20 protein-coding genes and 2 pseudogenes are annotated in these 22,085 nt (G+C 64.2%); 13 read left to right on the forward strand and 9 right to left on the reverse strand.

All coding sequences use genetic code 11. The features are described 5' to 3' along the window. Window positions 1-35: 35 nt before the first annotated feature. Window positions 36-1,421, reverse strand: coding sequence for a hypothetical protein (locus T336_RS0101635; RefSeq protein ID WP_026431260.1), 1,386 nt, complete (start codon window positions 1,419-1,421; stop codon window positions 36-38). 310 nt (window positions 1,422-1,731) lie between these two features. Between T336_RS0101635 and T336_RS0101640 the strand changes: the two genes are divergently transcribed. The 7 genes from T336_RS0101640 to T336_RS27295 all read left to right on the forward strand — a co-directional run bounded on the left by T336_RS0101640 (window position 1,732) and on the right by T336_RS27295 (window position 9,038). Continuing rightward, window positions 1,732-2,535, forward strand: coding sequence for an alpha/beta fold hydrolase (locus T336_RS0101640; protein ID WP_026431261.1), 804 nt, complete (start codon window positions 1,732-1,734; stop codon window positions 2,533-2,535). Then, complete coding sequence (locus T336_RS0101645) at window positions 2,529-4,058, forward strand: sensor histidine kinase (RefSeq protein ID WP_026431262.1); 1,530 nt, start codon at window positions 2,529-2,531, stop codon at window positions 4,056-4,058. The genes T336_RS0101640 and T336_RS0101645 overlap by 7 nt, the downstream gene beginning before the upstream one ends. A 151-nt stretch (window positions 4,059-4,209) precedes the next feature. Next, window positions 4,210-4,446, forward strand: a complete 237-nt coding sequence (locus tag T336_RS27285; RefSeq protein WP_244883852.1) for a GFA family protein — start codon at window positions 4,210-4,212, stop codon at window positions 4,444-4,446. A gap of 299 nt (window positions 4,447-4,745) precedes the next feature. Then, window positions 4,746-5,354, forward strand: coding sequence for a ribonuclease T2 family protein (locus T336_RS25845; RefSeq protein WP_209435929.1), 609 nt, complete (start codon window positions 4,746-4,748; stop codon window positions 5,352-5,354). A 232-nt stretch (window positions 5,355-5,586) separates the two neighbouring features. Beyond that, window positions 5,587-8,394: a metallophosphoesterase family protein gene (locus T336_RS25850; protein WP_084151347.1), complete on the forward strand. Its 2,808-nt coding sequence runs from the start codon at window positions 5,587-5,589 to the stop codon at window positions 8,392-8,394. A gap of 257 nt (window positions 8,395-8,651) precedes the next feature. After that, window positions 8,652-8,813, forward strand: a complete 162-nt coding sequence (locus T336_RS27290; RefSeq protein WP_244883853.1) for a transposase — start codon at window positions 8,652-8,654, stop codon at window positions 8,811-8,813. Between the two features lie 15 nt (window positions 8,814-8,828). Continuing rightward, complete coding sequence (locus tag T336_RS27295; RefSeq protein ID WP_026431264.1) at window positions 8,829-9,038, forward strand: hypothetical protein; 210 nt, start codon at window positions 8,829-8,831, stop codon at window positions 9,036-9,038. A gap of 166 nt (window positions 9,039-9,204) precedes the next feature. Here T336_RS27295 and T336_RS25855 read toward each other — a convergent pair. Next, window positions 9,205-9,387 (reverse strand): annotated as a pseudogene (locus T336_RS25855) (transposase); the annotation flags it as partial. Between the two features lie 187 nt (window positions 9,388-9,574). Here T336_RS25855 and T336_RS24625 point away from each other — a divergent pair. From T336_RS24625 to T336_RS0101680, 3 genes and pseudogenes are all read left to right on the forward strand, one after another. Continuing rightward, window positions 9,575-10,437 (forward strand): annotated as a pseudogene (locus T336_RS24625) (DUF6402 family protein). Then, window positions 10,437-10,844: a hypothetical protein gene (locus tag T336_RS0101675; RefSeq protein WP_026431267.1), complete on the forward strand. Its 408-nt coding sequence runs from the start codon at window positions 10,437-10,439 to the stop codon at window positions 10,842-10,844. Before T336_RS24625 ends, T336_RS0101675 begins: the two are co-directional and overlap by 1 nt. A gap of 38 nt (window positions 10,845-10,882) precedes the next feature. Continuing rightward, the gene (locus T336_RS0101680) at window positions 10,883-11,290 is read left to right on the forward strand and encodes a hypothetical protein (RefSeq protein WP_026431268.1); all 408 of its coding nucleotides are present in this window, start codon (window positions 10,883-10,885) and stop codon (window positions 11,288-11,290) included. A 3-nt stretch (window positions 11,291-11,293) separates the two neighbouring features. Here the strand turns inward: T336_RS0101680 and rng are convergent, their stop codons facing one another. Both rng and T336_RS0101690 read right to left on the reverse strand, forming a co-directional pair. Then, window positions 11,294-12,781, reverse strand: coding sequence for a ribonuclease G (gene rng, locus T336_RS0101685; protein WP_026431269.1), 1,488 nt, complete (start codon window positions 12,779-12,781; stop codon window positions 11,294-11,296). 97 nt (window positions 12,782-12,878) lie between these two features. Then, complete coding sequence (locus tag T336_RS0101690) at window positions 12,879-13,595, reverse strand: Maf family protein (RefSeq protein WP_035225085.1); 717 nt, start codon at window positions 13,593-13,595, stop codon at window positions 12,879-12,881. A 47-nt stretch (window positions 13,596-13,642) separates the two neighbouring features. Here T336_RS0101690 and T336_RS24630 point away from each other — a divergent pair, with 47 nt between their 5' ends. Beyond that, window positions 13,643-14,275, forward strand: coding sequence for a GNAT family N-acetyltransferase (locus T336_RS24630; protein ID WP_035225130.1), 633 nt, complete (start codon window positions 13,643-13,645; stop codon window positions 14,273-14,275). On the opposite strand, the gene rlmH is transcribed toward T336_RS24630, so the two are convergent. The 5 genes from rlmH to T336_RS0101720 form a co-directional block, all read right to left on the reverse strand. Continuing rightward, window positions 14,181-14,648, reverse strand: coding sequence for a 23S rRNA (pseudouridine(1915)-N(3))-methyltransferase RlmH (rlmH, locus tag T336_RS0101700; RefSeq protein WP_019703075.1), 468 nt, complete (start codon window positions 14,646-14,648; stop codon window positions 14,181-14,183). The two genes, T336_RS24630 and rlmH, sit on opposite strands and share 95 nt — an antisense overlap. Before the next feature lie 80 nt (window positions 14,649-14,728). Continuing rightward, a complete protein-coding gene (gene rsfS, locus T336_RS0101705; protein ID WP_019703074.1) occupies window positions 14,729-15,547 on the reverse strand; it encodes a ribosome silencing factor in 819 nt (272 codons plus the stop codon). A gap of 196 nt (window positions 15,548-15,743) precedes the next feature. Continuing rightward, window positions 15,744-16,715, reverse strand: coding sequence for an oxygen-dependent coproporphyrinogen oxidase (gene hemF / locus T336_RS0101710; protein ID WP_019703073.1), 972 nt, complete (start codon window positions 16,713-16,715; stop codon window positions 15,744-15,746). After that, window positions 16,715-17,995: a phosphoribosylamine--glycine ligase gene (purD, locus tag T336_RS0101715; protein ID WP_026431272.1), complete on the reverse strand. Its 1,281-nt coding sequence runs from the start codon at window positions 17,993-17,995 to the stop codon at window positions 16,715-16,717. Before purD ends, hemF begins: the two co-directional genes overlap by 1 nt. A gap of 22 nt (window positions 17,996-18,017) precedes the next feature. Then, a complete protein-coding gene (locus tag T336_RS0101720) occupies window positions 18,018-18,737 on the reverse strand; it encodes a YebC/PmpR family DNA-binding transcriptional regulator (RefSeq protein ID WP_026431273.1) in 720 nt (239 codons plus the stop codon). A gap of 74 nt (window positions 18,738-18,811) precedes the next feature. Between T336_RS0101720 and T336_RS0101725 the strand changes: the two genes are divergently transcribed. Together T336_RS0101725 and T336_RS24635 are read left to right on the forward strand one after the other, a co-directional pair. Beyond that, window positions 18,812-20,332 carry a helicase HerA-like domain-containing protein gene (locus T336_RS0101725; protein ID WP_026431274.1) on the forward strand — a complete coding sequence of 507 codons (1,521 nt, stop codon included), beginning with the start codon at window positions 18,812-18,814 and terminating at the stop codon, window positions 20,330-20,332. A 133-nt stretch (window positions 20,333-20,465) separates the two neighbouring features. Further along, window positions 20,466-22,061: a methyl-accepting chemotaxis protein gene (locus T336_RS24635; RefSeq protein WP_051647018.1), complete on the forward strand. Its 1,596-nt coding sequence runs from the start codon at window positions 20,466-20,468 to the stop codon at window positions 22,059-22,061. Window positions 22,062-22,085 lie beyond the last annotated feature (24 nt).

The following is a 22,085-nucleotide window of genomic DNA, read 5'->3' on the forward strand; positions in this document are numbered from 1 at the left end:
GAAAACGCGCAGGCCGCAGGCCCGGGCCGCGCGCCCTACCGCTGCCGGCCCGCTTCCAGGTCCGGCTCCGCGGCACCGAAGCGGGCCTGGGCCCAGCCCATCAGGTTCGAGGACGTCTGCTGCAGGCCCTGGTGGATCAGGCGCGCCACGTGGGCGCCGCCCCGCGCGGCATAGGGGGCACCGAGTTCGATCGTTCCGGACATCAGCCCCATCAGGAGGACCGACGAAGCCCGCTTGCCCGAGAGCATGCTGGCGTCCGCCCGGTCCGCCGGCAGCCCCGCGGGTGATCCAGCGCGGTCGATGGACGCATTGGCCGCGAACAGCTCGGCGATGAAGCAGCCCACCGTGGCCACCACCGCCACGGGCACGGGCGATGTCACGAGCGACTTCGCGCCCTCGAGCGCCGACGCGCCGACACCCTGCAGCGATTCCTTCCACGGGCGCCGGGTCTGGTCGATGACCTCGCCCAGGTCGCTGCGCAACAGCATGCGCGCATCGTAGGGCACCGCCTGCGAGAGCCTGTGCACGCCCCGGGCGCCCGCGGCCAGCATCCCGCCGAAACCGTCGAGCAGCGACGCGTCGATGCGGTCCGCCCACACGCGGTTCACGCTGTGGTCGCCCCGGCCCTCGATCGCTGCCTGCACGAAAGGCTCCACCACGCGCGGCAGGTTCTTCGCGATGTTGAATCCTGCCGCCAGTCCGGCATTGCGGATCTGCTCGGCATGCGGGTCCGGGCGCAGCGCGGCAGGCAGGCGGTCCAGGCCGGAGGGGCCGTTGTAGAGGCGCGGCGCGACCACCGCATTGCCGACCGCGCTCACCAGCACGTCCAGCGCACCCACGCCCACACCGACCACGAAGCCCAGCCGCGGCGTGTTCCGCAGCAGGTCCGTGGGCAGCAGCGACACCAGCTTCTCGTTGGCCGCCGTGATCCCGGCCATGTACCCCGCCCCGTTGCTGAAACCCAGCCCCGCGAAGCCGAGCACCGCATCGTGGCGCCAGGCGGTGGAGAGAAAGCGCTGCAGCTTTTCCGGGGTGTCGATGCCCTTGTCCAGCAGCACCTGGGTATTGCGCTGCAGCCGCTGCACGACCTCCGCATCCCGCGCCTGCGCGGGTGCCATCAGGGCGTGGACGAGCCCTTGCGCGGCGTGCAGCAAGGGCAGCGCCTGCGCCGGCAGCGCGACGGCATCGCCGGCGAGGCGCGTGGGCAGGGACGCCCGCAACAGGGCGTCCGCGGCCTGCGGCGATGGCATGGAATTCGCGCGCCGCAGGCCCCGGAGGGAGCCGGCATCCGGGGGCGGCAGGGAAGTCCGCAGGGTTTCGGGCGTCGCTCCGGCCGCGCTGTCGGTGCCCCGATGGGGCAACAGCGCCGCGGCGGCGTTGGTGGGTGACGCGGAAGCGGTACGCAGGGATGAAGTGGGCATGGCTGCAAGAAAAGGATGGGTGTGCGGGAACGGCCTCCGGCGCGCTCGCGGGAGGCCTGCGATCAGCCCAATCTACGGACAAGGGCTGCCGCAGCGCGCCGTGTCCGCGAAGCGGAACGGACAGGCACGAAACACACCGCGCGAAGGCGCGGCCGCCATCCACCCGTGCGGCCTTTTTCTGCCGGATTCCACGGAGCGCGCCGTTTCACCCACGGCCCCACCGGTCATGCCCATGGGCAACTGGACGGATGTCCCATAATGGTTGCGTCGTACCGCGGCTGGCATCGCCCGGGCATTACCAGGAGCTTGCATGTCGGTCGGGCGCAGAAACAACGTGAAGGTCCAGGGCCAGGGCGCCGGATGCCTCGTGTTCGCCCATGGCTTCGGCTGCGACCAGAACATGTGGCGCCTGCTGGCGCCGCGCTATGCCGCGCGCTGCCGCACCATCACCTTCGACATGGTGGGCAGCGGCCTGTCCGACCTCGGCGCCTACGACCCCGGCAAGTACGCCTCGCTCCATGGCTATGCGGACGACGTGCTGGAGATCATCGACGAATTCGCGCAAGGCCCCGTGGTCTTCGTGGGCCATTCGGTGGGCGCCATGATCGGCCTGCTGGCTGGCATCCACCGCCCCGGAAGGTTCGCCGGCCACGTCATGGTCGGCCCCTCCCCCTGCTACATCGACGATGGCGACTACGTGGGCGGCTTCTCCCGCGAGGACATCGACTCCCTGCTGGACACCCTCGACTCCAACTACCTGGGCTGGGCCAGCCAGATGGCCCCCGCCATCATGGGCGCGCCCGACCGGCCCGAACTGGGCGAAGAGCTCACGGCCAGCTTCTGCCGCACCGATCCGGACATCGCCCGGCAATTCGCGCACGTCACCTTCCTCTCCGACAACCGGGCCGACCTGCACCGGCTGAAGGAGCCGGCGCTGGTCATCCAGTCCAGCGAGGACATCATCGCGCCGCGCCCGGTGGGCGACTACATGCTCCGCCACCTGCCCCGCGGCATGCTGCGGGTGATAGAGAACGTCGGGCACTGCCCGCACCTCAGCGCCCCCGGCGCGTGCAGCGCCGTGATGGACGAATTCCTCGGCGCGATCGGATGGTAGGCGCGGAAGAACTCTTCGACCGCATGCCTTGCGGGCTGCTGGTGACCAGCACGTCCGGCCTGATCCTCAAGGTCAACCGCACCCTGTGCCAGTGGACCGGCGTCCCCCCGCACGAACTGGTCCGGCAGAAAAAGCTGCAGGAGCTCTTCACCGTGGGCGGCCGGATCTTCCACCAGACCCACTGGCAGCCCATGCTGGAAATGCAGGGCGCCATCTCGGAGGTCAAGCTCGACATCCGCCGGGGTGACGGCAGCACCTTCCCCGCCCTGCTCAACGTGGTGCGCCGCACCAGCGGCGAGGACACCTTCGACGAGATCGCCGTAATGGTGGCCGAGGAACGCAATAAATACGAGCGCGAACTGCTGGCCGCCCGCAAGCGCGCCGACGACATGGTGGCCAAGGAGCGGCAGGCGCAGCAGGCCCTGCAGGCGTCCCGCTCGCGCCTGCGGCAGGCCATGCAGTCCGGCGCCATCCATATGTGGGACCTGGACCCCGCCAACGGCCGGCGGCGCTTCGGCGCCGACGTCGCCGTCCTGCTGGGCCTGGACCCGGACCGGCCCGTGGACGAGGACGACTTCGTGGCCCACGTGGTGCCCGAGGACCGCGCCGCGGAGCGCGCCGCACTCGACCGCGCCCTGCGCACCGGCGAGCCCTACCAGTTCAAGCACCGCATCACCGACGCGAAGGGACACCGCCGCGTGCTCGTCTCGTCCGGCCAGGGATTCCGGGGCGACGACGGCATGCTCACGGAATTCGTGGGCATCTTCAGCGACATCACCGAAGCCGAGCAAGGGCGCGCCCTCGCGGAAGACCGCGCCGTGTTCGCCGAACAGATGATCGGCATCGTCAGCCACGACCTGCGCAACCCGCTCACCACCATCCTCCTGGCTGCCGACATGCTCACGCGCCAGGCCGCCACGGCCACGCCCACGCCCACTCCGCCGGAGACGGCCGCGCGCATGCTCGGCAACATCACCCGCGCCGGGCAGCGCGCCAAGCGGCTCATCGCCGACCTGCTCGATTTCACGGTCGTGCGCCTGGGCGCGGGCCTGAGCGTCTCGCGCCGCCCAACAGACCTCCACCAGCTCGCGGCCCGGATCATCGAGGAGCTCTCGGTGGCCTTCCCCGGCCGCACCATCGAACACATCGCCACGGGCGGCGGAGACATCAGCGCCGACCCGGACCGCATCGCCCAGCTCCTGGGCAACCTCGTGGGCAACGCCATGGCCTACGGCACGCCGGCCAGCACCGTCACCGTGTCCACCGCGGTGGAATCGGGCACCGCCCGCCTGGCCGTGCACAACCACGGCGACCCCATCCCCCGGCACACGCTGGGCCGCCTCTTCCAGCCCATGGTGCGTGGCGTCACCGCGGAAGACAGCTCCGCGCGCAGCGTCGGGCTCGGCCTGTTCATCGTGCGTGCGATCGCGCAGGCGCACGGCGGGCAGGTGGTCGTGCAGTCCAGCCACGACCACGGCACCGAATTCGCGTTCTCGTTCCCGGTGCGGGCGACGGACCCATAGGCTCCACCATGGCGATCTTCCAGCGCTCATGCCACTGGGGCGCCTGCCGCTTCGAGATCGAGACTGTCCTCGACCATGTCAGGAGCTGCAACTGCTCCGTGTGCAGGCGCCGCGGCGCCCTGATCCACCGGGTCCCCTCTCCGCGCTGCGGATGCTCACGCCATTGGAGAACCTGCGCGTGTACGAGTGGCACACCCGCACCGCCAAGGACTACTTCTGCCCCACCTGCGGGATCATGCCCTTCCGCAAGCCCCGCGCCGCGACGGCGCAGGAGCTTGCGCAGGGGATGCGGCCGTTCGTGGGATGGGCCGTTAATGCACGGTGCCTGGAGGGTGTGGACCTGTCCGGCATACCGGTCAGGCAGGTGGATGGGGCTGCGCTGGAGTGAACTGAGACCAGTGCATGCACGCGGAAAGCTGTCACGCCCCGCCGTCTCGAGCGATACCTATTGACAATTCACCCCGCCGCGCCATAGTTGAGTCCAATCGGCAAGATATAAAAAAAGGCGCCACCCCGATCCGGAGGTCGCGCGCCGACGAGGAGGGATTCATGCGCGGTCGGTCTCGGCTTCCATCGTGGGTGTGCGCCTTGCTGCTTTGTGGCCTGGGCGCCCTCGTCTGCCTGCCCGGTTCGGCGCAGGAAGTGTGCGCAGTCCCAGGCACCGTGACGCCCTCCCCACCCCGCCCGGTGGACCATGCCAATCCGAACGCGCCTACGGACTACATGGCATTGGTGCTGTCCTGGTCGCCCGAACACTGCGAAAGCCAGCGCAACAAGACCGGGGCAGCGAAGGAGCGGCATGCCTTCCAGTGCTTTTCCGGCAACCGGTTCGAATGGGTGGTGCATGGCCTGTGGCCGCAGAACGGCAAGGCCCGGTCCGTGGACGACCATCCGCGCAATTGCCAGCCCACCCCCACCGCCCTGCCCACGCCACTGGTGCGGCAATACCTCTGCATGATGCCTGGCACCGATCTGATGCAGAACGAGTGGCAGGCGCATGGCACCTGCGGCTGGGCATCGGCAGATCGGTATTGCGCGGATATCCAACGGGTGTATGGCAGCCTGCAACGCCCCACCACGGCACAGATGCTACCGAACGGAGCCAGCGCGGGCCCGAACCAGTTGCGTGATATCCGGCTTGCCGACGTAAAGCAGGCCTTTGGCCTAAATCGCAAACTTTGGGCAGGAAACCTACGGTTAAACGTGGGCAATCTCCGTTATTATTTTAAAGGAAATTTTTATCTTATGATTTCCCCCGATAGATCGAGCGCCAGGGACGTTGAAGACACGTATTAGAAAACGTGCTGCGCTCGGCAGCAAGAGAAGGTTTGCAAACCCTGAGGAACTACGAAAATTTCTCATAAGTTGTTGATTTCATTGGACAAGGACTTGAAGGACGATATTTTTCTTAGGACCCTTAGGACACGCGCAATTTTTTAATTGGCAACATGAGACACGTCACTTACACAATAAACCGCAAAATAGACATCTAATAATTCATTATTTAATTAATCAAAAAATAAATTATATGTCAAATAAAATAACTTGGCTTCATCTTTCGGACTTTCATTTCAGCACCTTGCAGGGAGATCAAATTAGATCATCACAAGATATCATCAGACATTTGTGTGCAGTCAAAGAAAGGATACGCCCAGATTACGTATTTGTTACAGGTGATATTGCAAAAGAAGGCAGACGTGAAGAGTATTTACTATATATCGAAAATATAGTAAATCCAATTATCTCACTATATGGAGAAGAATTTCGCGAAAAAATTATTGCCGTTCCCGGAAATCACGACCTTGACAGAAACATCAACGATGCCTTTAGCAAGGAAAAGCTAGTTAGGCCAGATCTCAATTATTTTGGTGTAAGTGAACGGTCACTGGCATCGAGAAAAATTGTCGTTGACCGTTTTACCAATTTTATAACCCATAGTCAATGCGCGGTAACGGCTGATTTCTCTCAGGCCAAAGGTTATTTTTTGAAGCAACAGAAGTATGATTTTGGCACAGTTGCAATAATTGGGCTTAATACAGCATGGCTGAGCGATGGCGATAAAGACTTTGGAGCACTTACTCCTGGCTTTCAGTTAACAAAAGCTGCGCTTGCAGAAGCAAAGAATGCCGAAATAAAAATTGTTCTTGGTCATCATCCAATAGAATGGTTTCACTCAAGCCAACAAAATGCTCTGAAATCAATTTTTGCAGAGAATAAGATTATTTATCTGCATGGTCATATGCATAAAGAAAACGGCACGACGCATATTACCGGCTCAGGAGAATTTCTAAGCATTCAATCTGGTGCTGCTTGGCAAGCTCCCGAAAGCAGCAAATGGATAAATGGATTTATATGGAGCACGCTAGACTTAGTCACTAATCAAGTAAGAATTCAGCCATACACATGGAATTTCGACCAACAATGCTGGATTCTGAATGGCACAAATTTCCACGAAAATAATAGACAAGGTGACTGGTGGGTATTTAGCGCTCCAACCGGGAAAAAGAAAATTGATTATACAGCCAAGAAAAAAATTGAACTCCCCCCCGGATGGGAAGTTAAAGATCTACGCGCTCTTGAGAAATTTACCGAAAAACTCAGTGATTCAGATGCAGTGACTTATTTTGATGGTGCGACCCCAACCTGGAAAATTGCGCTCTCGGATTCCATTCCGCGACGTGAGATTGTGGGAAAAATCACAGACATCTTTAAAGGCGAAGCAAATACAACCACAGTATGTACCCTTTTAGCAGCAGGCTGTGAAGGAAAGACGACAGCGCTTCTTCAAGCAACACTGGAAGTGCTTCGAAATGACAAAACTAAACGCGTACTCTTTCGCACAAATCACACGAGTCCCTTCGTGGCAGAGGAATTAATAGAAACATTAAAAAACCATAAAAAATGGCTCGTTGTGATCGATGAAGCCGATCAATTAGCAATAGTTATTCATCGGTTTATTGAATCTGGATGTAAAGACCTTGATATCCGCATAGATTTCTTACTAGCGAGTAGAGACTCTGATTGGCGTGCATCAGGCGCAAGTGAATTAGCCTGGGATTTTCGTGCCAAACATAAAGAGGTAGTATTAAAGGATCTTAACCCTCGCGATGCAGAATTAATCGTTAATGCGTGGGAAAAATACGGAGATAAGGGCCTTGGCGAGCTTTCAAGAACGAATATCACAGAAAGAGCGGCGAAGCTTCGCTATTTTGCTCGTAAAGAGGCGCAGGGTACTTCTGGTGCATTCTTTGGCGCTTTGCTGCTCTCGAGGCATGGGGGCGAGCTCTTAGAGCACGCGGAGTCAATGCTTCAAAAATTATCAAAGATTCCTTTGGAAGACGGTAAGTCACTCAAAGATGTACTTGGCTACATCGCTGCCATGCATGCAGAAGGTTTTGAAAAATTAACCTTTGCGGCGTTGGCCGCACTTCTCAAAATTCCCGTATCGAAATTACAAAATGAGATTATTCGACAACTTGGGAAGGAAGCTGCAGCAACCAGCACAGCTAGCGCAATATTTACTAGACATCGTTATATTGCAGAGGCAATAATTGAAGTCCTTCATTCCAAGTTCAATGAAGACATTGCGCATTACTATATAGATTTAGCGCTATCCGAATCTGAGCGTTCCAACAGGGAACATGTAATCAGCCTTCCATTCTGGCGCTATGAGATGCCAGAGAGGCTCATGGCAAATGGAAAAACAGGACTTGCAATTGAAATTGCCACTCAACTTTACGAAGCAGATCCAACCAACGTCCGTTTGCTTACTAAACTGGCATTTTTTTATCGAAAAACCGGCAACACCGGAGACGCAGCAGCGCTCTTCAGAAATTCGGATCACATTTTAAATGAAAGAGGATTTTTCTTTGAATGGAGCGTTTGTGAGGGAACTGAGAGAAAACACCAAGATAGCGCTTTATTGTCTGCCTATGCTCTTTCAGATGAATGCGAGCCTATATCACCGACCATCGAACAGGCATGTATGTATCTGTCTGGACTTTCAACTAACTCTGATCAACTTCACATAGCTTTTGCCGATAGAGTTTTTTATGAAGCGCAATCAGCGGTTTACTCTCTATTGGAGTTACTGTACCGCGTACCATCGTCACAGAGAAAGAATGACCCGCGCGTTCAAGATTTCGCGCGTGATGTGGAAAAACGACGTCGGACGAGATACAACAAGGGGGCTGCACTTAGCTTGATCAATGAAATGGTAATGCTTGCACAAAAATATGGTTATTCGAGCACAGTTGCAAATGCCATTAAACACAAAAATTTCACATTTGGTCATCTTGAGCGACTACTCGCCAATGCGGAACGAATGGGCGATTAACGCAACGGGGCCCATTTAGAAATGGCTAATACCACCGTCTCAACGACTTGGGCAGAGCCCTATGGAAATCTCTCAAAACCCGGCAATTCCCTCATTCACCGACAAGACCTGAGCCGTCCTCTTTGCCATGATCACTCCTCGCGGCGCCTTGAAGTTCAATCTGTTCGCCGAGGCCTCGCTCCAGCACAAGAGATGAAGTTGGCAATCCGCTGCGGGTGATTGCTCGACACATCGACTTTGCCCAACTGGCGCGGCTGTTGGATGCACTCATCGAGCGCAGCTATGGCCGCAAGGGTGGTCGGCCCGCCTACCCCACCGAGGGGATGGTAAGCATTCTGGTCTTGAAGCGCCTGTACAACCTCTCGGACGAGCAGATGGAGCACAAGTTGCTGGACCGCGCAAGCTACCAGCGCTTTTGACAGCTGCAGGATGCGATGAACGTGCCGGACCGCAACGCGATCTGGCGCTTCGGCAAGCGGCTTGGCGTGGATGAAGCCACGGCGTTGTTGCAGGGGTGGGATGCGCAACTGCGCCGCAACGGCTATATTGCCCGGGTTGGGCAAGCCATCAATGCGACGTTGGAACCCGCGCCGCGCCAGCACATCGACCGGAAGGACAGCCAGGCTTTGCAGCAGGGCCAGTAGCCGGGCTGAAATCCAAGCTGCACCCAAGCTTGGATATCAGCCCGATCTGTAACGGTGCATTACTAGCATTCGTACTACGACCGAGCCTGCGACTCCATCCGCAGCGTTGCGCTGATCGCATCAATCTCATCATGCATGTCGTCCGTATGTAGAGGAATATTTCGCACCGCGCCAACCAGAGGTTGGGCAGCGCAAACAGCGTTTGCAGCTGTGCGATATTATTGGCCAATCCTCGGTAGCGCACCTTGGCACTCGCTAACTTGCACTTGAGGACACGGAACGGGTGTTCGACTCGCGCGCGGATGCCTGCCTTCACGCGCTCCAGTTGCCCGATCAAGGCTTCGATCGGTTTTGGCAGGATCCAGCTGGCGGCGCTTTCCCGAAGCACGGGGTTGCCCCCCAGCGACGAGATTTTGCGGTCCACGTCGCTCATTTTGGGCAGCACCTGGAATGCCGCCGCGCTGGAAGCTGCGAAGAGCGCGGACAGTTTGCCTTCAGAATCCGGCCCCAAGAAAAACAGCAGACGGAAGGGACACATGAACGGCATCGTCCATGTCGATACGGAGCGCCTGCGCGCGCAATTGGAAGAAAAGTTGCCACCGAAGGTACAGCGGTTCCGGCTGGATGACATTCCGGGCGTGATGCGCTCGCGCCTGGGGTGGCCGGTGGCGGCGGCATTGATGGAGCGGTGGTTCAGGGGAGCGGCGTTCGAGATGCCGGACACCATCAAAAGTGGACAACGCCGCCTGATCGATTTGAATTCCGTATAGTTGGACGAAAACACTGTCCCCATGCAGTGGGCGTTGGGCTTTGCCCGGGTGCAGGCTGCGATGTCTCGTTTACAAGCGCAATGGAACAGTCCTGCTGGAATAGAGCAGTTGCAAAGAAAGGTCACCCGGCAGATGGCGGGATAAACGCGGCCCTGGCGCTTCGGCAATCTGAACCATTCAGCGAAAGTGCTGGACGACCACTGCCAGGTGAATTTTTTAAATGTGGGCCAACTCAGTGACCCTAAGGAGGACTTCTACGGCGCCATGGGCGAGGAAACCCTCAAGATCGCTGTGACGCCCAAGGGCACGGCAAGGCAACCATCGCGGTCGGCGAGTTGGCGTTCTACCTGCGCGACTCCTATGACTTCAACGACGATTCCTTCCTGTCACAGCCACTGGGCTTCTGGGGACCTGGGGGCGCCCAGCGTACACCCAGGTCCGCACTGGCAATCCCCCTCACCGAGCAATGGATGCACGTCAATGCGGCTGAAGCGGATCGTAAGCGCTATCTGGTGCAGAACCAGCATTTCAGGCAATGGCGCGCGTTGCACGGTCGGGGAGGCGATTTCATGATCGTCTCCGACGTGCATCGTGTTCGCCTTCCTTTTCCAATCAAGCTGGAGTGGTAATGAAGCTGTCCGGTCTCAAGAACGTGCCCTGCATCCTCTGGTGTCTCGCGCTGAATGCTTGCGTGGTACTGGGCTGGTATGCGACCAAGCCAACGCTCTTCAACAGCTACAACAGCCCCCACTACGTCTATCGGCTGGAGTTCTATCACGCCTCCCTGTGGCAGCGCATCACCCATTACGACCAGAAGGCTCCTTTCATTGTCCGGCTGCACCGCGTTGATCCCAAGGAACTGCTGGGCGAAAGCCAGGTGGTCGATCTTTGGAGCGGGATCGATATCGAATGGCAACTCGATCCGCCGGTGCAAACCAACAAGGTCTATGTGGGCAGGGATGTCATCTTCAGAAACATCCCTCCGGAATGCACGGAAGCGGCACAGCTACCGGGTTGCCCCAACACCAAGCCTTGACGATCGCTTCCTGTGGCACCACATCCCATGCAGTGGTAATGAAGCTTCCCGACCTCAAGAACGTGCCCTGCATTGTCTGGTGCCTGGGCCTGAATGCGTTGTTCTTGGCGGGATGGGCTCTGGCAAAGCCCACCTTCGCAGATGCCGAAAACAGCCCGCACCGGGTGTACCGCCTGGAGTTCCACAAAGCTTCTTTTCTGCAGCGCATCACCCACCCGAGCTTCAAGATGCCCTATGTGGTCCGGCTGTATCGCATCGAGTCCAAGACCTTGCTGGGCCAGAGCGAAGTGGTCGATCTCTGGCTGAACGGCGATATCGAATGGCAGCTCGATTCGCCGGTGCAAGCCAACAAGGTCTATGTGGGCAGGGATGTCATCTTCAGAGACATCCCATCGGAATGCGCCGCCGCGACACAGATACCGGGCTGCCCCAGCACCAACCCCTGACCCTCACAACAACACGATGTCGTACTGCTCCTGCCCCAACCCACTCTCCGCCTGCAGCGATATCGGCTTGCCGATGAAATCCGACAACCCCGCCAGATGCTGGCTCTCCTCGTCCAGGAACAGCTCCACCACCTTGGCGGAAGCGACCACCCGGAACTCGCGCGGATTGAACTGGCGGGCCTCGCGCAGGATCTCGCGCAGGATGTCGTAGCAGACGCTGCGGGCCGTCTTCACGCTACCCTTGCCCTGGCAGTGCGCGCAGGGCTCGCAGAGCATGTGGGCCAGGGATTCGCGGGTGCGCTTGCGCGTCATCTCGACCAGGCCGAGCTGCGAGAAGCCGCCGGTCATGGTCTTGACGCGGTCGCGTGCGAGCTGCTTGCGGAATTCGGCGAGCACGGCGTGCTGGTGGTCTTCGCGCACCATGTCGATGAAGTCCGCGATGATGATGCCGCCCAGGTTGCGCAGCCGCAGCTGGCGGGCAATGGCCTGGGCGGCTTCCAGGTTGGTCTTGAAGATGGTGTCGTCGAAGTTGCGCGCGCCCACGTAGCCGCCGGTGTTCACGTCGATGGTGGTGAGCGCCTCGGTCTGGTCCACGATGAGGTAGCCGCCGGATTTCAGGTCCACGCGCCGCCCCAGGGCGCGGGCGATCTCCTCGTCGATGCCGTAGAGGTCGAAGATGGGCCGCTCGCCCTTGTACAGCTGCAGCTTGGGCACGGCGGCCGGGGTGAACTCGCGGCCGAAGGCCTGCAGCAGGGCGAACTGTTCGCGCGAGTCGATGCGGATGCTGGCGGTCTCTTCGCCCACGAGGTCGCGCAGCACGCGCTGCAGCAGGTTCAAATCCTGGTGCAGCAGCGAGGCCGGCGGCTGGCGCAGGGCGGCCTCCTTGATGCGCGCCCAGGTCTTGCGCAGGTAGGCGATGTCCTCCGCCAGTTCCGCGTCGGACGAATCCTCGCCGTTGGTGCGCAGGATGAAGCCGCCGCCACCACCCGTGGCCTTGTCGCCCACCAGGGCCTGCAGGCGCGCGCGCAGCGCATCGCGCTCGGCGGCCGGGATCTTCTGCGACACGCCCACGTGGTCGTCCTGCGGCAGGAAGACGAGCAGCCGCCCGGCGATGCTGACCTGGGTGGACAGCCGCGCACCTTTGGTACCGATCGGGTCCTTGATGACCTGCACCATGAGCGCCTGCCCTTCGAACACCTGCTTCTCGATGGGTACTGGCGGCTCGCCCTTGCGCGCGAACATGGGTGCCTCGCCGCCCTCCTGCCGGTGCCACACGTCGGCCACGTGCAGGAAGGCCGCGCGCTCCAGCCCGATGTCGATGAAGGCGGACTGCATGCCCGGCAGCACGCGCGAGACCTTGCCCAGGTAGACGTTGCCCACCAGGCCCTGCTCCAGCGTGCGTTCCACGTGCAGCTCCTGCACGGCACCGTGCTCGACGACGGCGACGCGGGTTTCCTGGGGGGACCAATTGATGAGGATGTCTTGTTGCATGGCAGGCGGCGCGGGTCGAGGGCGGGATGGGAAGAAGTGCTCGGGAACCGATGATGCCTCAACGGCCCCGCCTCCGCCCCGGGCATGCCGTCGCGCTTCAGCCAGGCAGGCCGGCCTGCCGCAGCAGTTGCGCCGTCTCGAACAGCGGCAGGCCCATGATGCCGGTGTAGCTGCCCGCGATGCGCTCCACGTAGCGGGCCGCAGGGCCCTGGATGCCATACGCACCGGCCTTGCCCAGCGGATCACCGCTGGCGGCATAGACCGCGATCTGCTCCTCGGTCATCGCCGCGAAGCGCACCTGTGAGACCGACAGCGCCGCGTGGCGCGCGCCGCCCGGCACCTGCACGGCCACGGCGGTGAGCACGCGGTGGGTGCTGCCGGACAGGCGGGCGAGCATCTGCCGCGCATGCGCCTCGTCGTCGGGCTTGCCAAGGATGTCGCGGCCCAGGGCCACGGTGGTGTCGGAACACAGGATGGGCGCGGGCGCCAGGCCGCGCCGCGCATGCCGCGCCACGGCCGCGTCCAGCTTGAGGCCGGTCACGCGCTGCACGTAGCGCGCGGGTGCCTCGCCGGGCCGGGGCGCCTCGATCGCCTCGGCGTCTTCCACGACGGCATCGCCATCGGCGTTGGGCAGCAGCAGCACGTGCCGCACGCCGATCTGGTCGAGCAGCTGGCGGCGCCGCGGGCTCTGGGAGGCCAGGTACACGAAGGACGGCGCGGTGGCCTGCGTGGCGGAGGAAGGGGAGGATGGGTTCGGTTTCACGGCGGCAGGATAGCGGATGCCGGAGCTGCTTCGCGCGGCGATGCATGGCATCGGATGGCCGCGCGGGCAAGTGGCCGGCGGGCGCGAAGATGGCGGGCATGTCCGATGGTCTGCCCAGCTTCCACACCGAGCGCCTGCGCCTGCGCCCCGTCGTCCTGGAGGACGCCCCTGCCCTGCTCGCGATGAGCAATGCGCGCGCGCCGGGCACCTGGATCGGCTATGCGCCGCTGGCCGACCTGGAGGCCGCCCAGGTGTTCGCCGCGTGGATGGTGATGGTCGGCCGCAAGCCGGTGCCCGACATCTGCTGGGCGATCGAGCGGCGCGATGTGCCGGGCCTGATCGGGCTCTGCCAACTCAAGGGCTGGGACCCGGTGGAGCGGACGGCGCAGGTCGGCTACGAGATCGCCCGCACCCACCAGCGGCACGGCTTCATGCTCGAGGCGCTGGAAGCGCTGCTGCGCGGCTGCTTCCAGGGTTTCGGGCTGCGGCATCTGGATGCACACGTGCATGCGGACAATGCCGCTTCGCTGGCGCTGCTGCGGCATGCGGGCTTCGTGCTGCAGGGCGAGCTGCCCGGGGGGGAAACCTGCGGCGGAACGACGCATGCGATGCAGGTCTGGCGCCGCTGCGCGGAGGCTATTCCCGGTGGTAGGGATGGCCGGCGTTCACGGACCACGCGCGGTAGAGCTGCTCGATCAGCAGCACCCGCACCATCGCATGCGGCAGCGTGAGGTCCGAGAGGCGGATGCGCTCGTGCGCGGCCTGGCGGAAGGCCGGGTCGAGCCCGTCCGGGCCGCCGATGACCAGCGCCACGTCGTCGCCGCCCAGCTGCCAGTCCTTGAGGCGGGCGGCCAGGGCCTTGGTGGTGAGCGAGGTGCCGCGCTCGTCGAGCGCCACGACGCGCGTGCCGCGCGGTATCGCGGCCTCGATGCGCTCGCGCTCGGCGGCGTAGAGGGTTTCCAGCGTCTTGGAGCCGCGCGGCTCGGTCTTGACGGCCTTGAGCTCCACCTTCAACTCGGGCGGGAACCGCTTGGCATAGTCGTCGTAGGCGGTCTGCGCCCAGTCGGGCACGCGCTGGCCCACGGCCACGATGAGGAGTTTCATCGGTCAGTGCTCCGCGGGCATCCTGCCGGAGCCCGGCGCATGCGCCGTGCCCAGGGTGGCACGCCCGCCTGCCCGATCACTCAGCCGGCCTTCTTGCGGGCCGGGGCCTTTTTGGCAGCGGCCGCGCGCGGTGCAGCCGGACGGGCCGAAGATGCCTTCTTGGCCGCCGCGGATTTGGCCGCGGGCTTGCGGGCCACCGGCTTCACCACCACCGTCTTCACCTTCGGTGCGGCCGACTTGGCTGCGGGCGACTTGCCGGCAGCGGCCTTGCCCGTGGTCTTGGCGGCGGTCTTCGCGGGGGCCTTGGCCGGGGTCTTTGCGGCGGCGGCCTTCACGGGCGCGGCCTTGCCGGCAGCTTTCCTGGCGGGAGCCGGAGCGGGGGCGGCGGCGGCAGCCTTGCTGCGGCCCGGCTTGCGTGCCGGCACTTCCGCTTCGGCTGCCGCAGCCTTCCTGCGCGGCGCGGCCTTCTTCTTCGCGGGTGCGGCATCGCCCGATTCGGCGGCCTTCACGGGCTTGGCAGCGCCCAGCTTCAGGCGCACCGGCGTCTCGCCCCAGATCTCTTCCAGGCGGTAGTACTGGCGGATGGCCGGCTGCATGATGTGGGCCACGGCGGCGCCGCAGTCCACGATGATCCATTCGCCGTTGTCCTCGCCCTCGGTGCGCGGCTTGGGAAAGCCCGCCTCGCGCACGGCGTCGCGCACGCTGGCGGCCAGGGCCTTGGTCTGCCGGTTGGACGTGCCCGACGCCACGATGACCCGCTCGAAGAGCGGCGACAGCTTCTCGGTGTTGAACACCTGGATGTCTTGCGCCTTGACGTCCTCCAGGCCATCGACGATGGCGCGCTGGAGTTTCGTGACGTCCTTCTTGGCGGCGGATTCCGAACGGGTGGAGGTGGTCATCAGGGACGGGAAATGTTGGGGGTGAGAGGCAATATAGCGCGCAACCCGCGCGGGAGCCAATGGAGCGCTGCGGGCACGGAATGCGCCACCGCAGCGGGGTTGGGGAATGTCTGGCGCCTGGTACCGTTGCGAGGTGGGCGCAGGCAGCTATTGAAATTATAGCTTTGCGCCCTCCCCGGGGGCATGCGGCGGCGCCTCACAGCCAGTCGCGCCGCACGAGGAAGCGCCGCGTCAGCTCGGCTTCGGGCGTGCCCGGGGCGTCCTGCCGCTGGTAGGCCCAGCCCGCCAGGGGCGGCATGGACAGCAGGATCGACTCGGTGCGCCCGCCGGACTGCAGCCCGAAATGCGTGCCGCGGTCCCAGACGAGGTTGAACTCGACGTAGCGGCCGCGCCGGTAGCACTGGAAGGAGCGCTCGCGGTCGCCGAAGTAGATGCCCTGGCGCCGCTGCACGATCGGCAGGTAGGCGCCCAGGAACGCATCGCCCACCGACTGCATCATCGCGAGGCTGCGGTCGAAGCCCAGCTCGGAGAAGTCGTCGAAGAAGATGCCGCCGATGCCGCGCTGCTCGTCGCGGTGCTTGAGGTAGAAGTACTCGTCGCACCAGCGCTTGAAGCGCAGGTAGAGCCCTTCGCCGAAAGGATAGACCGCCTCGCGGCAGCTGCGGTGGAAGTGCACCGCGTCTTCCTCGAAGCCGTAATAGGGCGTGAGGTCCATGCCGCCGCCGAACCAGCACACGGGCGGCTGTCCGTCGCGCGCCGCGGCGATCATGCGCACGTTCATGTGCACCGTGGGCACGTAGGGATTGACCGGGTGGAACACCAGCGACACGCCCATGGCCTCGAACGGCGCGCCGGCCAGCTCGGGCCGGTGCTGCGTGGCCGAAGGCGGCAGCGCGGCGCCGCGCACGTGCGAGAAGCCGCAGCCCGCGCGCTCGAACACGCGCCCGCCCTCGAGGATGCGGGTGATGCCGTCGCCCTGCAGCGGCTCGCCCGGGGCCTTGCTCCAGGCGTCGGAGAGGAAGCGCGCACCGCCCTGCCCCTCGACGCTCTCGATCGCGTTGGTGATGCGCGACTGCAGGTCCACCAGGTAGGCGCGCACGCGCTCGGCCGCGTCCGGCGGCGGCGCGGAAGCGCCCGGGACGCGCCCCGGTCCGGATGCCGTGGCCATCAGCTCTTCACCGCCCGGTGGCCGATGTCGCGGCGGTACTGCGCGCCGTCGAAGTGGATGCCGCGCGCCACGTCGTAGACGCGCTGCTGCGCCAGCTTCACGCTGTCGGCCAGCGCCGTCACGCAGAGCACGCGGCCACCGGTGGTGCGCACCACGCCGTCCTGCAGCTCGGTGCCGGCATGGAAAACCATGGCGTCGTCGGCATCCGCCGGCAGGCCGGTGACGGCGTCGCCCTTGCGGGGGCTTTCCGGATAGCCGTGGGCGGCCATGACCACGCCCAGCGCGGGGCGGCGGTCCCACTGCAGCTCGACTTGGTCGAGCTTGCCGTCCACGCCGGCGCCCAGCACGTCCACCAGGTCGCTCTTGAGGCGCATGAGGATGGGCTGGGTCTCGGGGTCGCCCATGCGGCAGTTGAACTCCAGCGTCTTGGGATGGCCCTTGGCGTCGATCATCAGGCCGGCGTACAGGAAGCCCGTGTAGGGGATGCCGTCCTTCTCCATGCCGCGGATGGTGGGCAGGATGATCTCGCGCATGGCGCGTGCATGCACGTCGGCCGTGACCACGGGTGCGGGCGAATACGCGCCCATGCCGCCCGTGTTCGGGCCCTGGTCGCCATCCTTCAGGCGCTTGTGGTCCTGGCTGGTGGCCAGCGCGGCGACGTTCTTGCCGTCGCACAGCACGATGAAGCTCGCTTCCTCGCCTTCGAGGAACTGCTCGATGACGACGCGCGCACCGCCCTCGTTGTGGCTCACGCCGTACTTGTTGTCCACGAGCATGAAGTCCACCGCGTCGTGGGCTTCCTGCGCGGTCATCGCCACGACCACGCCCTTGCCGGCGGCCAGGCCGTCGGCCTTGACCACGATGGGCGCGCCCAGGCGGTCGATGAAGGCATGGGCCTGCGCCGGATCGGTGAAGGTGTCGTAGTCGGCCGTGGGAATGCCGTGGCGGCGCATGAAGGCCTTGGAGAAGGCCTTGGAGCTTTCCAACTGCGCGGCAGCCTTGGTGGGGCCGAAGATGCGCAGGCCGTGCGCGCGGAACTCGTCCACCACGCCGGCGGCCAGGGGCGCCTCGGGGCCGACCACGGTCAGCTGGATCTTCTGCTCCTGTGCCCAGGCGCGCAGCGCGCGCACGTCGGTCACGGGAATGTTTTCGAGCTTGGAATTGAGGGCGGTGCCGCCGTTGCCGGGGGCCACGTAGACCTTGGTGACCTTGGGAGACTGCGAGAGCTTCCAGGCCATTGCGTGTTCACGGCCGCCGCCTCCGATGACAAGAACTTTCATGGGGTGTCCGGGTTCTCGCCCTTCAGAGCGCGGCGTTGTGGTAGACCTCCTGCACGTCGTCGAGGTCCTCGATCACGTCCAGGAGCTTCTGCATGCGCTCGGCGTCTTCGCCGGCCAGGTCGATGGTGACGTCGGGGCGCATGGTCACGTCGGCGGCGTCGGGCGCCAGGCCCGCGGCCTCCAGGGCGTTCTTCACGGCCTCGAAGTCGCCGGGCGCGGTGAGCACCTCGATGGCGCCGTCCTCGTCCGTCACCACGTCTTCGGCGCCGGCCTCCAGGGCCACTTCCATGACCTTGTCCTCGCTCGTGCCGGGGGCGAAGATGAGCTGGCCGACGTGCTTGAACTGGAAGGCCACCGAGCCTTCCGTGCCCATGTTGCCGCCGTACTTGCTGAACGCATGGCGCACTTCGGCCACGGTGCGCACGCGGTTGTCGGTCATCGTGTCCACGATGATGGCCGCGCCGCCGATGCCGTAGCCCTCGTAGCGGATTTCCTCGTAGGTCAGGCCTTCGGCGTTGCCGGTGGCCTTGTCGATGTTGTACTTGATGCGGTCGGCCGGCATGTTGGCGGCCTTGGCCTTGTCGATGGCCAGCCGCAGGCGCGGGTTGGCGGAGACGTCGCCCCCGCCGGCGCGCGCGGCGACGGTGATCTCGCGAATGATCCGGGTCCAGATCTTGCCGCGCTTTTCATCCTGCCGCCCCTTGCGGTGCTGGATATTGGCCCATTTGCTGTGTCCTGCCACAGGGAGTCCTTGCTGTTGTGTCTATCGATTAATCTACCGGTCGGACGCGATTTTACTTTTGACTCTCCCCAGCCATGGCCGAACCGATCCTGATTGCGAAGCACGACACCGCCGAATGCCACCTGCTGCCCGCGCTGGCCAACCGCCACGGGCTCATCACGGGCGCCACCGGCACCGGCAAGACGGTCACCCTGCAGACCCTCGCCGAGGGGTTTTCCCGCATCGGCGTGCCGGTGTTCATGGCCGACGTGAAGGGCGACCTGACCGGCATCAGCCAGCCCGGCCGCATCGGCGAGAAGATGGCCGCCACCCTGGCCGAGCGCGGCCTGCCCCTGCCGGAGCCCCTGGCCTGCCCCACCACGCTCTGGGACGTGTTCGGCGAGCAGGGCCACCCCGTGCGCGCCACCATCTCCGACATGGGGCCGCTGCTGCTCGGCCGCATGCTGGGCCTGAACGAGACGCAGCTGGGCGTGCTCAACATCGTCTTCAAGATCGCCGACGACAACGGCCTGCTGCTGCTCGACCTGAAGGACCTGCGCGCCATGCTCGCCCACGTGGGCGAGAACGCGAAGGAGTTCACCACCGAGTACGGCAACATCAGCGCGGCCAGCGTGGGTGCCATCCAGCGCGGCCTGCTGCAGATCGAGGCGCAGGGCGGCGACCGGTTCTTCGGCGAGCCGATGCTGGACATCAACGACCTGATGCAGACGGTGGACGGCCGGGGTGTGGTGAACATCCTCGCGGCCGACAAGCTGATGCAGTCGCCGCGGCTCTACGCCACCTTCCTGCTCTGGATGCTGTCCGAACTCTTCGAGCAGTTGCCCGAGATCGGCGATCCGGACCAGCCGAAGCTGGTGTTCTTCTTCGACGAGGCCCACCTGCTCTTCAACGAGGCGCCCAAGGTGCTGGTCGAGCGCATCGAGCTGGTGGTGCGGCTGGTGCGGTCCAAGGGCGTGGGCGTGTATTTCGTGACCCAGAACCCGCTGGACATTCCCGACAGCGTGCTGGCCCAGCTCGGCAACCGCGTGCAGCATGCGCTGCGCGCCTTCACGCCGCGCGACCAGAAAGCCGTGAAGGCCACGGCCACCACGATGCGCCCGCAGCCCGGGCTGGACATCGAGGCCGCCATCACCGAACTGGCCGTGGGCGAGGCACTGGTGAGCCTGCTGGACGCCAAGGGACGCCCCGGACCCACCGAGCGCGTCTTCGTGCTGCCGCCCGGCAGCCAGATCGGGCCGATCACCCCGCAGCAGCGCCAGGCGCTGATGGCGCAGTCGCTGGTGGCGGGCGTCTATGAAAAGATGGTGGACCGCGAATCGGCCTACGAGAAGCTGCGCGGCCGCACCGGCGATGCCGTGCAGGCGCCGGCCGGCGGCAAGGCCGGCACGGGGAGCACCGGAGCCCCGTCCGGGGACGGCGGGCTGCTGGGGGGCCTGAACGATGTGCTGTTCGGCTCCACGGGCCCCCGTGGTGGCAAGAAGGACGGGCTGGTACAGACCATGGCCCGCTCGGCCGTGCGCACCATGGGCACCTCGCTGGGCAAGGAGATCCTGCGCGGGGTGCTGGGCAGCGTGTTCGGCGGGCGGCGCCGCTGACGGGCCGGCGCCACACCCGGCCACGGCGCCGGCCAGAAAAAATGGGAAATATGGAAAAGATGGATATGCTAGGCATGACTGCGCGATAGCACGGGACGCAGCCACCCCTGTCCATCCTTCCTGGAGCCAGACCATGAAAGTCTCCACCCGCCTCCTCGTCTTTTCCCTGGTGGCCATGGTCCTGCTGGCGGCGGTGGGCGCGATCTCGCTGTTCAAGCTGCGCAACTACGGCCTGGAAGAGCGGCGCGCGCAGATCTTCAACATGCTCAGCATCTCCAGGACGCTGGTGAACCACTACCACAGCCTCGAAAAGGACGGCACCCTGACCCGGGACCAGGCCCAGGCTGCTGCGAAGAAGGCCCTGACCTTCCTCAATGACCAGCAGCGGAGCTACTACTGGGGCCGGACGCCGGAAGGCCTGAACTTGGTGCACTTCAATCCGAAGGTGGTGGGCACGCAGTCCTCCGGCAAGGCCATGGACGGGAGTTCCGACACGGATGCCTACCTGAAGGCCATGCGCGAGGGCGTGAACGGCATGGGCATCGCCACCATCCGCGCGCAGTTGCCCTCCGGCGAGATGGCGCCCAAGCTCAACGGCGTCTATGCCTTCGAGCCCTGGGGCTGGTGGATCGGCACGGGCTTCTTCACGCAGGACATCGAGGCCGCCTTCTGGCGGCAGGCGCGCGTGATGATGGGCATCCTGGCCGGCGCCATCCTGCTGCTCGGCGGGCTGGCCTGGACCTTCGGCCGGTCCATCGTGCGCACGCTGGGCGGCGAGCCGGCCGAGGCGGCCCGGATCGCCGGGCGCATCTCGCAGGGCCATGTCGATGGCACCGTGCCGCTGCGGCCCGGGGACCAGAACAGCCTCATGCACAGCATCGGCCAGATGCAGGGCAACCTCGCGCGCATGGTGGCAGAGATCCGCTCCAGCGCCGACGTGATCTCGGACGGCGCCGACGAGATCTCGCAGGGCAACGTGGACCTGTCCTCGCGCACCGAGGCGCAGGCCGCCTCGCTGGAGGAAACGGCCGCCAGTATGGAAGAGCTCTCCCGCACCATCGAACTGAACGCCGCCAACGCGGCCCAGGCCGACCGCACCGCCAGCGAGGCCGCGACGCTCATGGAGAAAAGCCGCTCCGTGTTCTCGCGCATGGCCGACAACATGGGCGTGGTGAGCGGCAGCTCCCGCAAGATCGGCGACATCACGAGCGTGATCGACGGCATTGCCTTCCAGACCAACATTCTGGCCCTGAACGCCGCGGTGGAAGCGGCCCGCGCGGGCGAGCAGGGCCGCGGCTTCGCGGTCGTCGCCTCGGAAGTGCGCACGCTGGCGCAGCGCAGCGCCACGGCCGCGCGCGAGATCAAGGCGCTGATCGAGGATTCGGCCAACCAGGTGCGCACCGGCACGGAACTGGTGGATGAAGCGGGCGGCACGCTGGACCAGGTCATGGCTGCCGTGAACCGGGTCGCGCAGATGATGACGGAGATTTCGCGGGCAACGGCCGAGCAGAGTACGGGCGTGGGCCAGATCTCGGAAGCCATCACCCAGATGGATTCGGTAACGCAGAGCAATGCCGCGGCCGTGGAGGAAGTGGCAGCCGTGGCCCTGAAGCTCAAGCAGCAGACAGAGAATCTTCGCCGTACCATCTCCGTCTTCAAGACCGGCGGCGAGCGGCAGGCCACGCATGCGGCCCTGCCGCTCGGCGGGCCCCTGGCGGCCTCCCGCTGAATCCACGACGCTTCCCACACAGCC

Source organism: Paracidovorax oryzae ATCC 19882, assembly GCF_000687165.1.
Lineage (GTDB): Bacteria > Pseudomonadota > Gammaproteobacteria > Burkholderiales > Burkholderiaceae_C > Paracidovorax > Paracidovorax oryzae.

Bases quoted from the DNA above. Each gene is read 5' to 3' on its own strand.
- T336_RS27295 (WP_026431264.1), top strand. From the start codon at position 8,829: ATGAACGTGCCGGACCGCAACGCGATCTGGCGCTTCGGCAAGCGGCTT.
- T336_RS25850 (WP_084151347.1), top strand. From the start codon at position 5,587: ATGTCAAATAAAATAACTTGGCTTCATCTTTCGGACTTTCATTTCAGC.
- rsfS (WP_019703074.1), bottom strand. From the start codon at position 15,547: ATGACCACCTCCACCCGTTCGGAATCCGCCGCCAAGAAGGACGTCACG.
- T336_RS0101680 (WP_026431268.1), top strand. From the start codon at position 10,883: ATGAAGCTTCCCGACCTCAAGAACGTGCCCTGCATTGTCTGGTGCCTG.
- T336_RS0101635 (WP_026431260.1), bottom strand. From the start codon at position 1,421: ATGCCCACTTCATCCCTGCGTACCGCTTCCGCGTCACCCACCAACGCC.
- T336_RS0101675 (WP_026431267.1), top strand. From the start codon at position 10,437: ATGAAGCTGTCCGGTCTCAAGAACGTGCCCTGCATCCTCTGGTGTCTC.
- T336_RS0101645 (WP_026431262.1), top strand. From the start codon at position 2,529: ATGGTAGGCGCGGAAGAACTCTTCGACCGCATGCCTTGCGGGCTGCTG.
- T336_RS24630 (WP_035225130.1), top strand. From the start codon at position 13,643: ATGTCCGATGGTCTGCCCAGCTTCCACACCGAGCGCCTGCGCCTGCGC.
- purD (WP_026431272.1), bottom strand. From the start codon at position 17,995: ATGAAAGTTCTTGTCATCGGAGGCGGCGGCCGTGAACACGCAATGGCC.
- T336_RS0101640 (WP_026431261.1), top strand. From the start codon at position 1,732: ATGTCGGTCGGGCGCAGAAACAACGTGAAGGTCCAGGGCCAGGGCGCC.
- T336_RS24635 (WP_051647018.1), top strand. From the start codon at position 20,466: ATGAAAGTCTCCACCCGCCTCCTCGTCTTTTCCCTGGTGGCCATGGTC.
- rng (WP_026431269.1), bottom strand. From the start codon at position 12,781: ATGCAACAAGACATCCTCATCAATTGGTCCCCCCAGGAAACCCGCGTC.
- hemF (WP_019703073.1), bottom strand. From the start codon at position 16,715: ATGGCCACGGCATCCGGACCGGGGCGCGTCCCGGGCGCTTCCGCGCCG.
- T336_RS0101690 (WP_035225085.1), bottom strand. From the start codon at position 13,595: ATGCCATGCATCGCCGCGCGAAGCAGCTCCGGCATCCGCTATCCTGCC.
- T336_RS0101725 (WP_026431274.1), top strand. From the start codon at position 18,812: ATGGCCGAACCGATCCTGATTGCGAAGCACGACACCGCCGAATGCCAC.
- rlmH (WP_019703075.1), bottom strand. From the start codon at position 14,648: ATGAAACTCCTCATCGTGGCCGTGGGCCAGCGCGTGCCCGACTGGGCG.
- T336_RS27285 (WP_244883852.1), top strand. From the start codon at position 4,210: ATGCTCACGCCATTGGAGAACCTGCGCGTGTACGAGTGGCACACCCGC.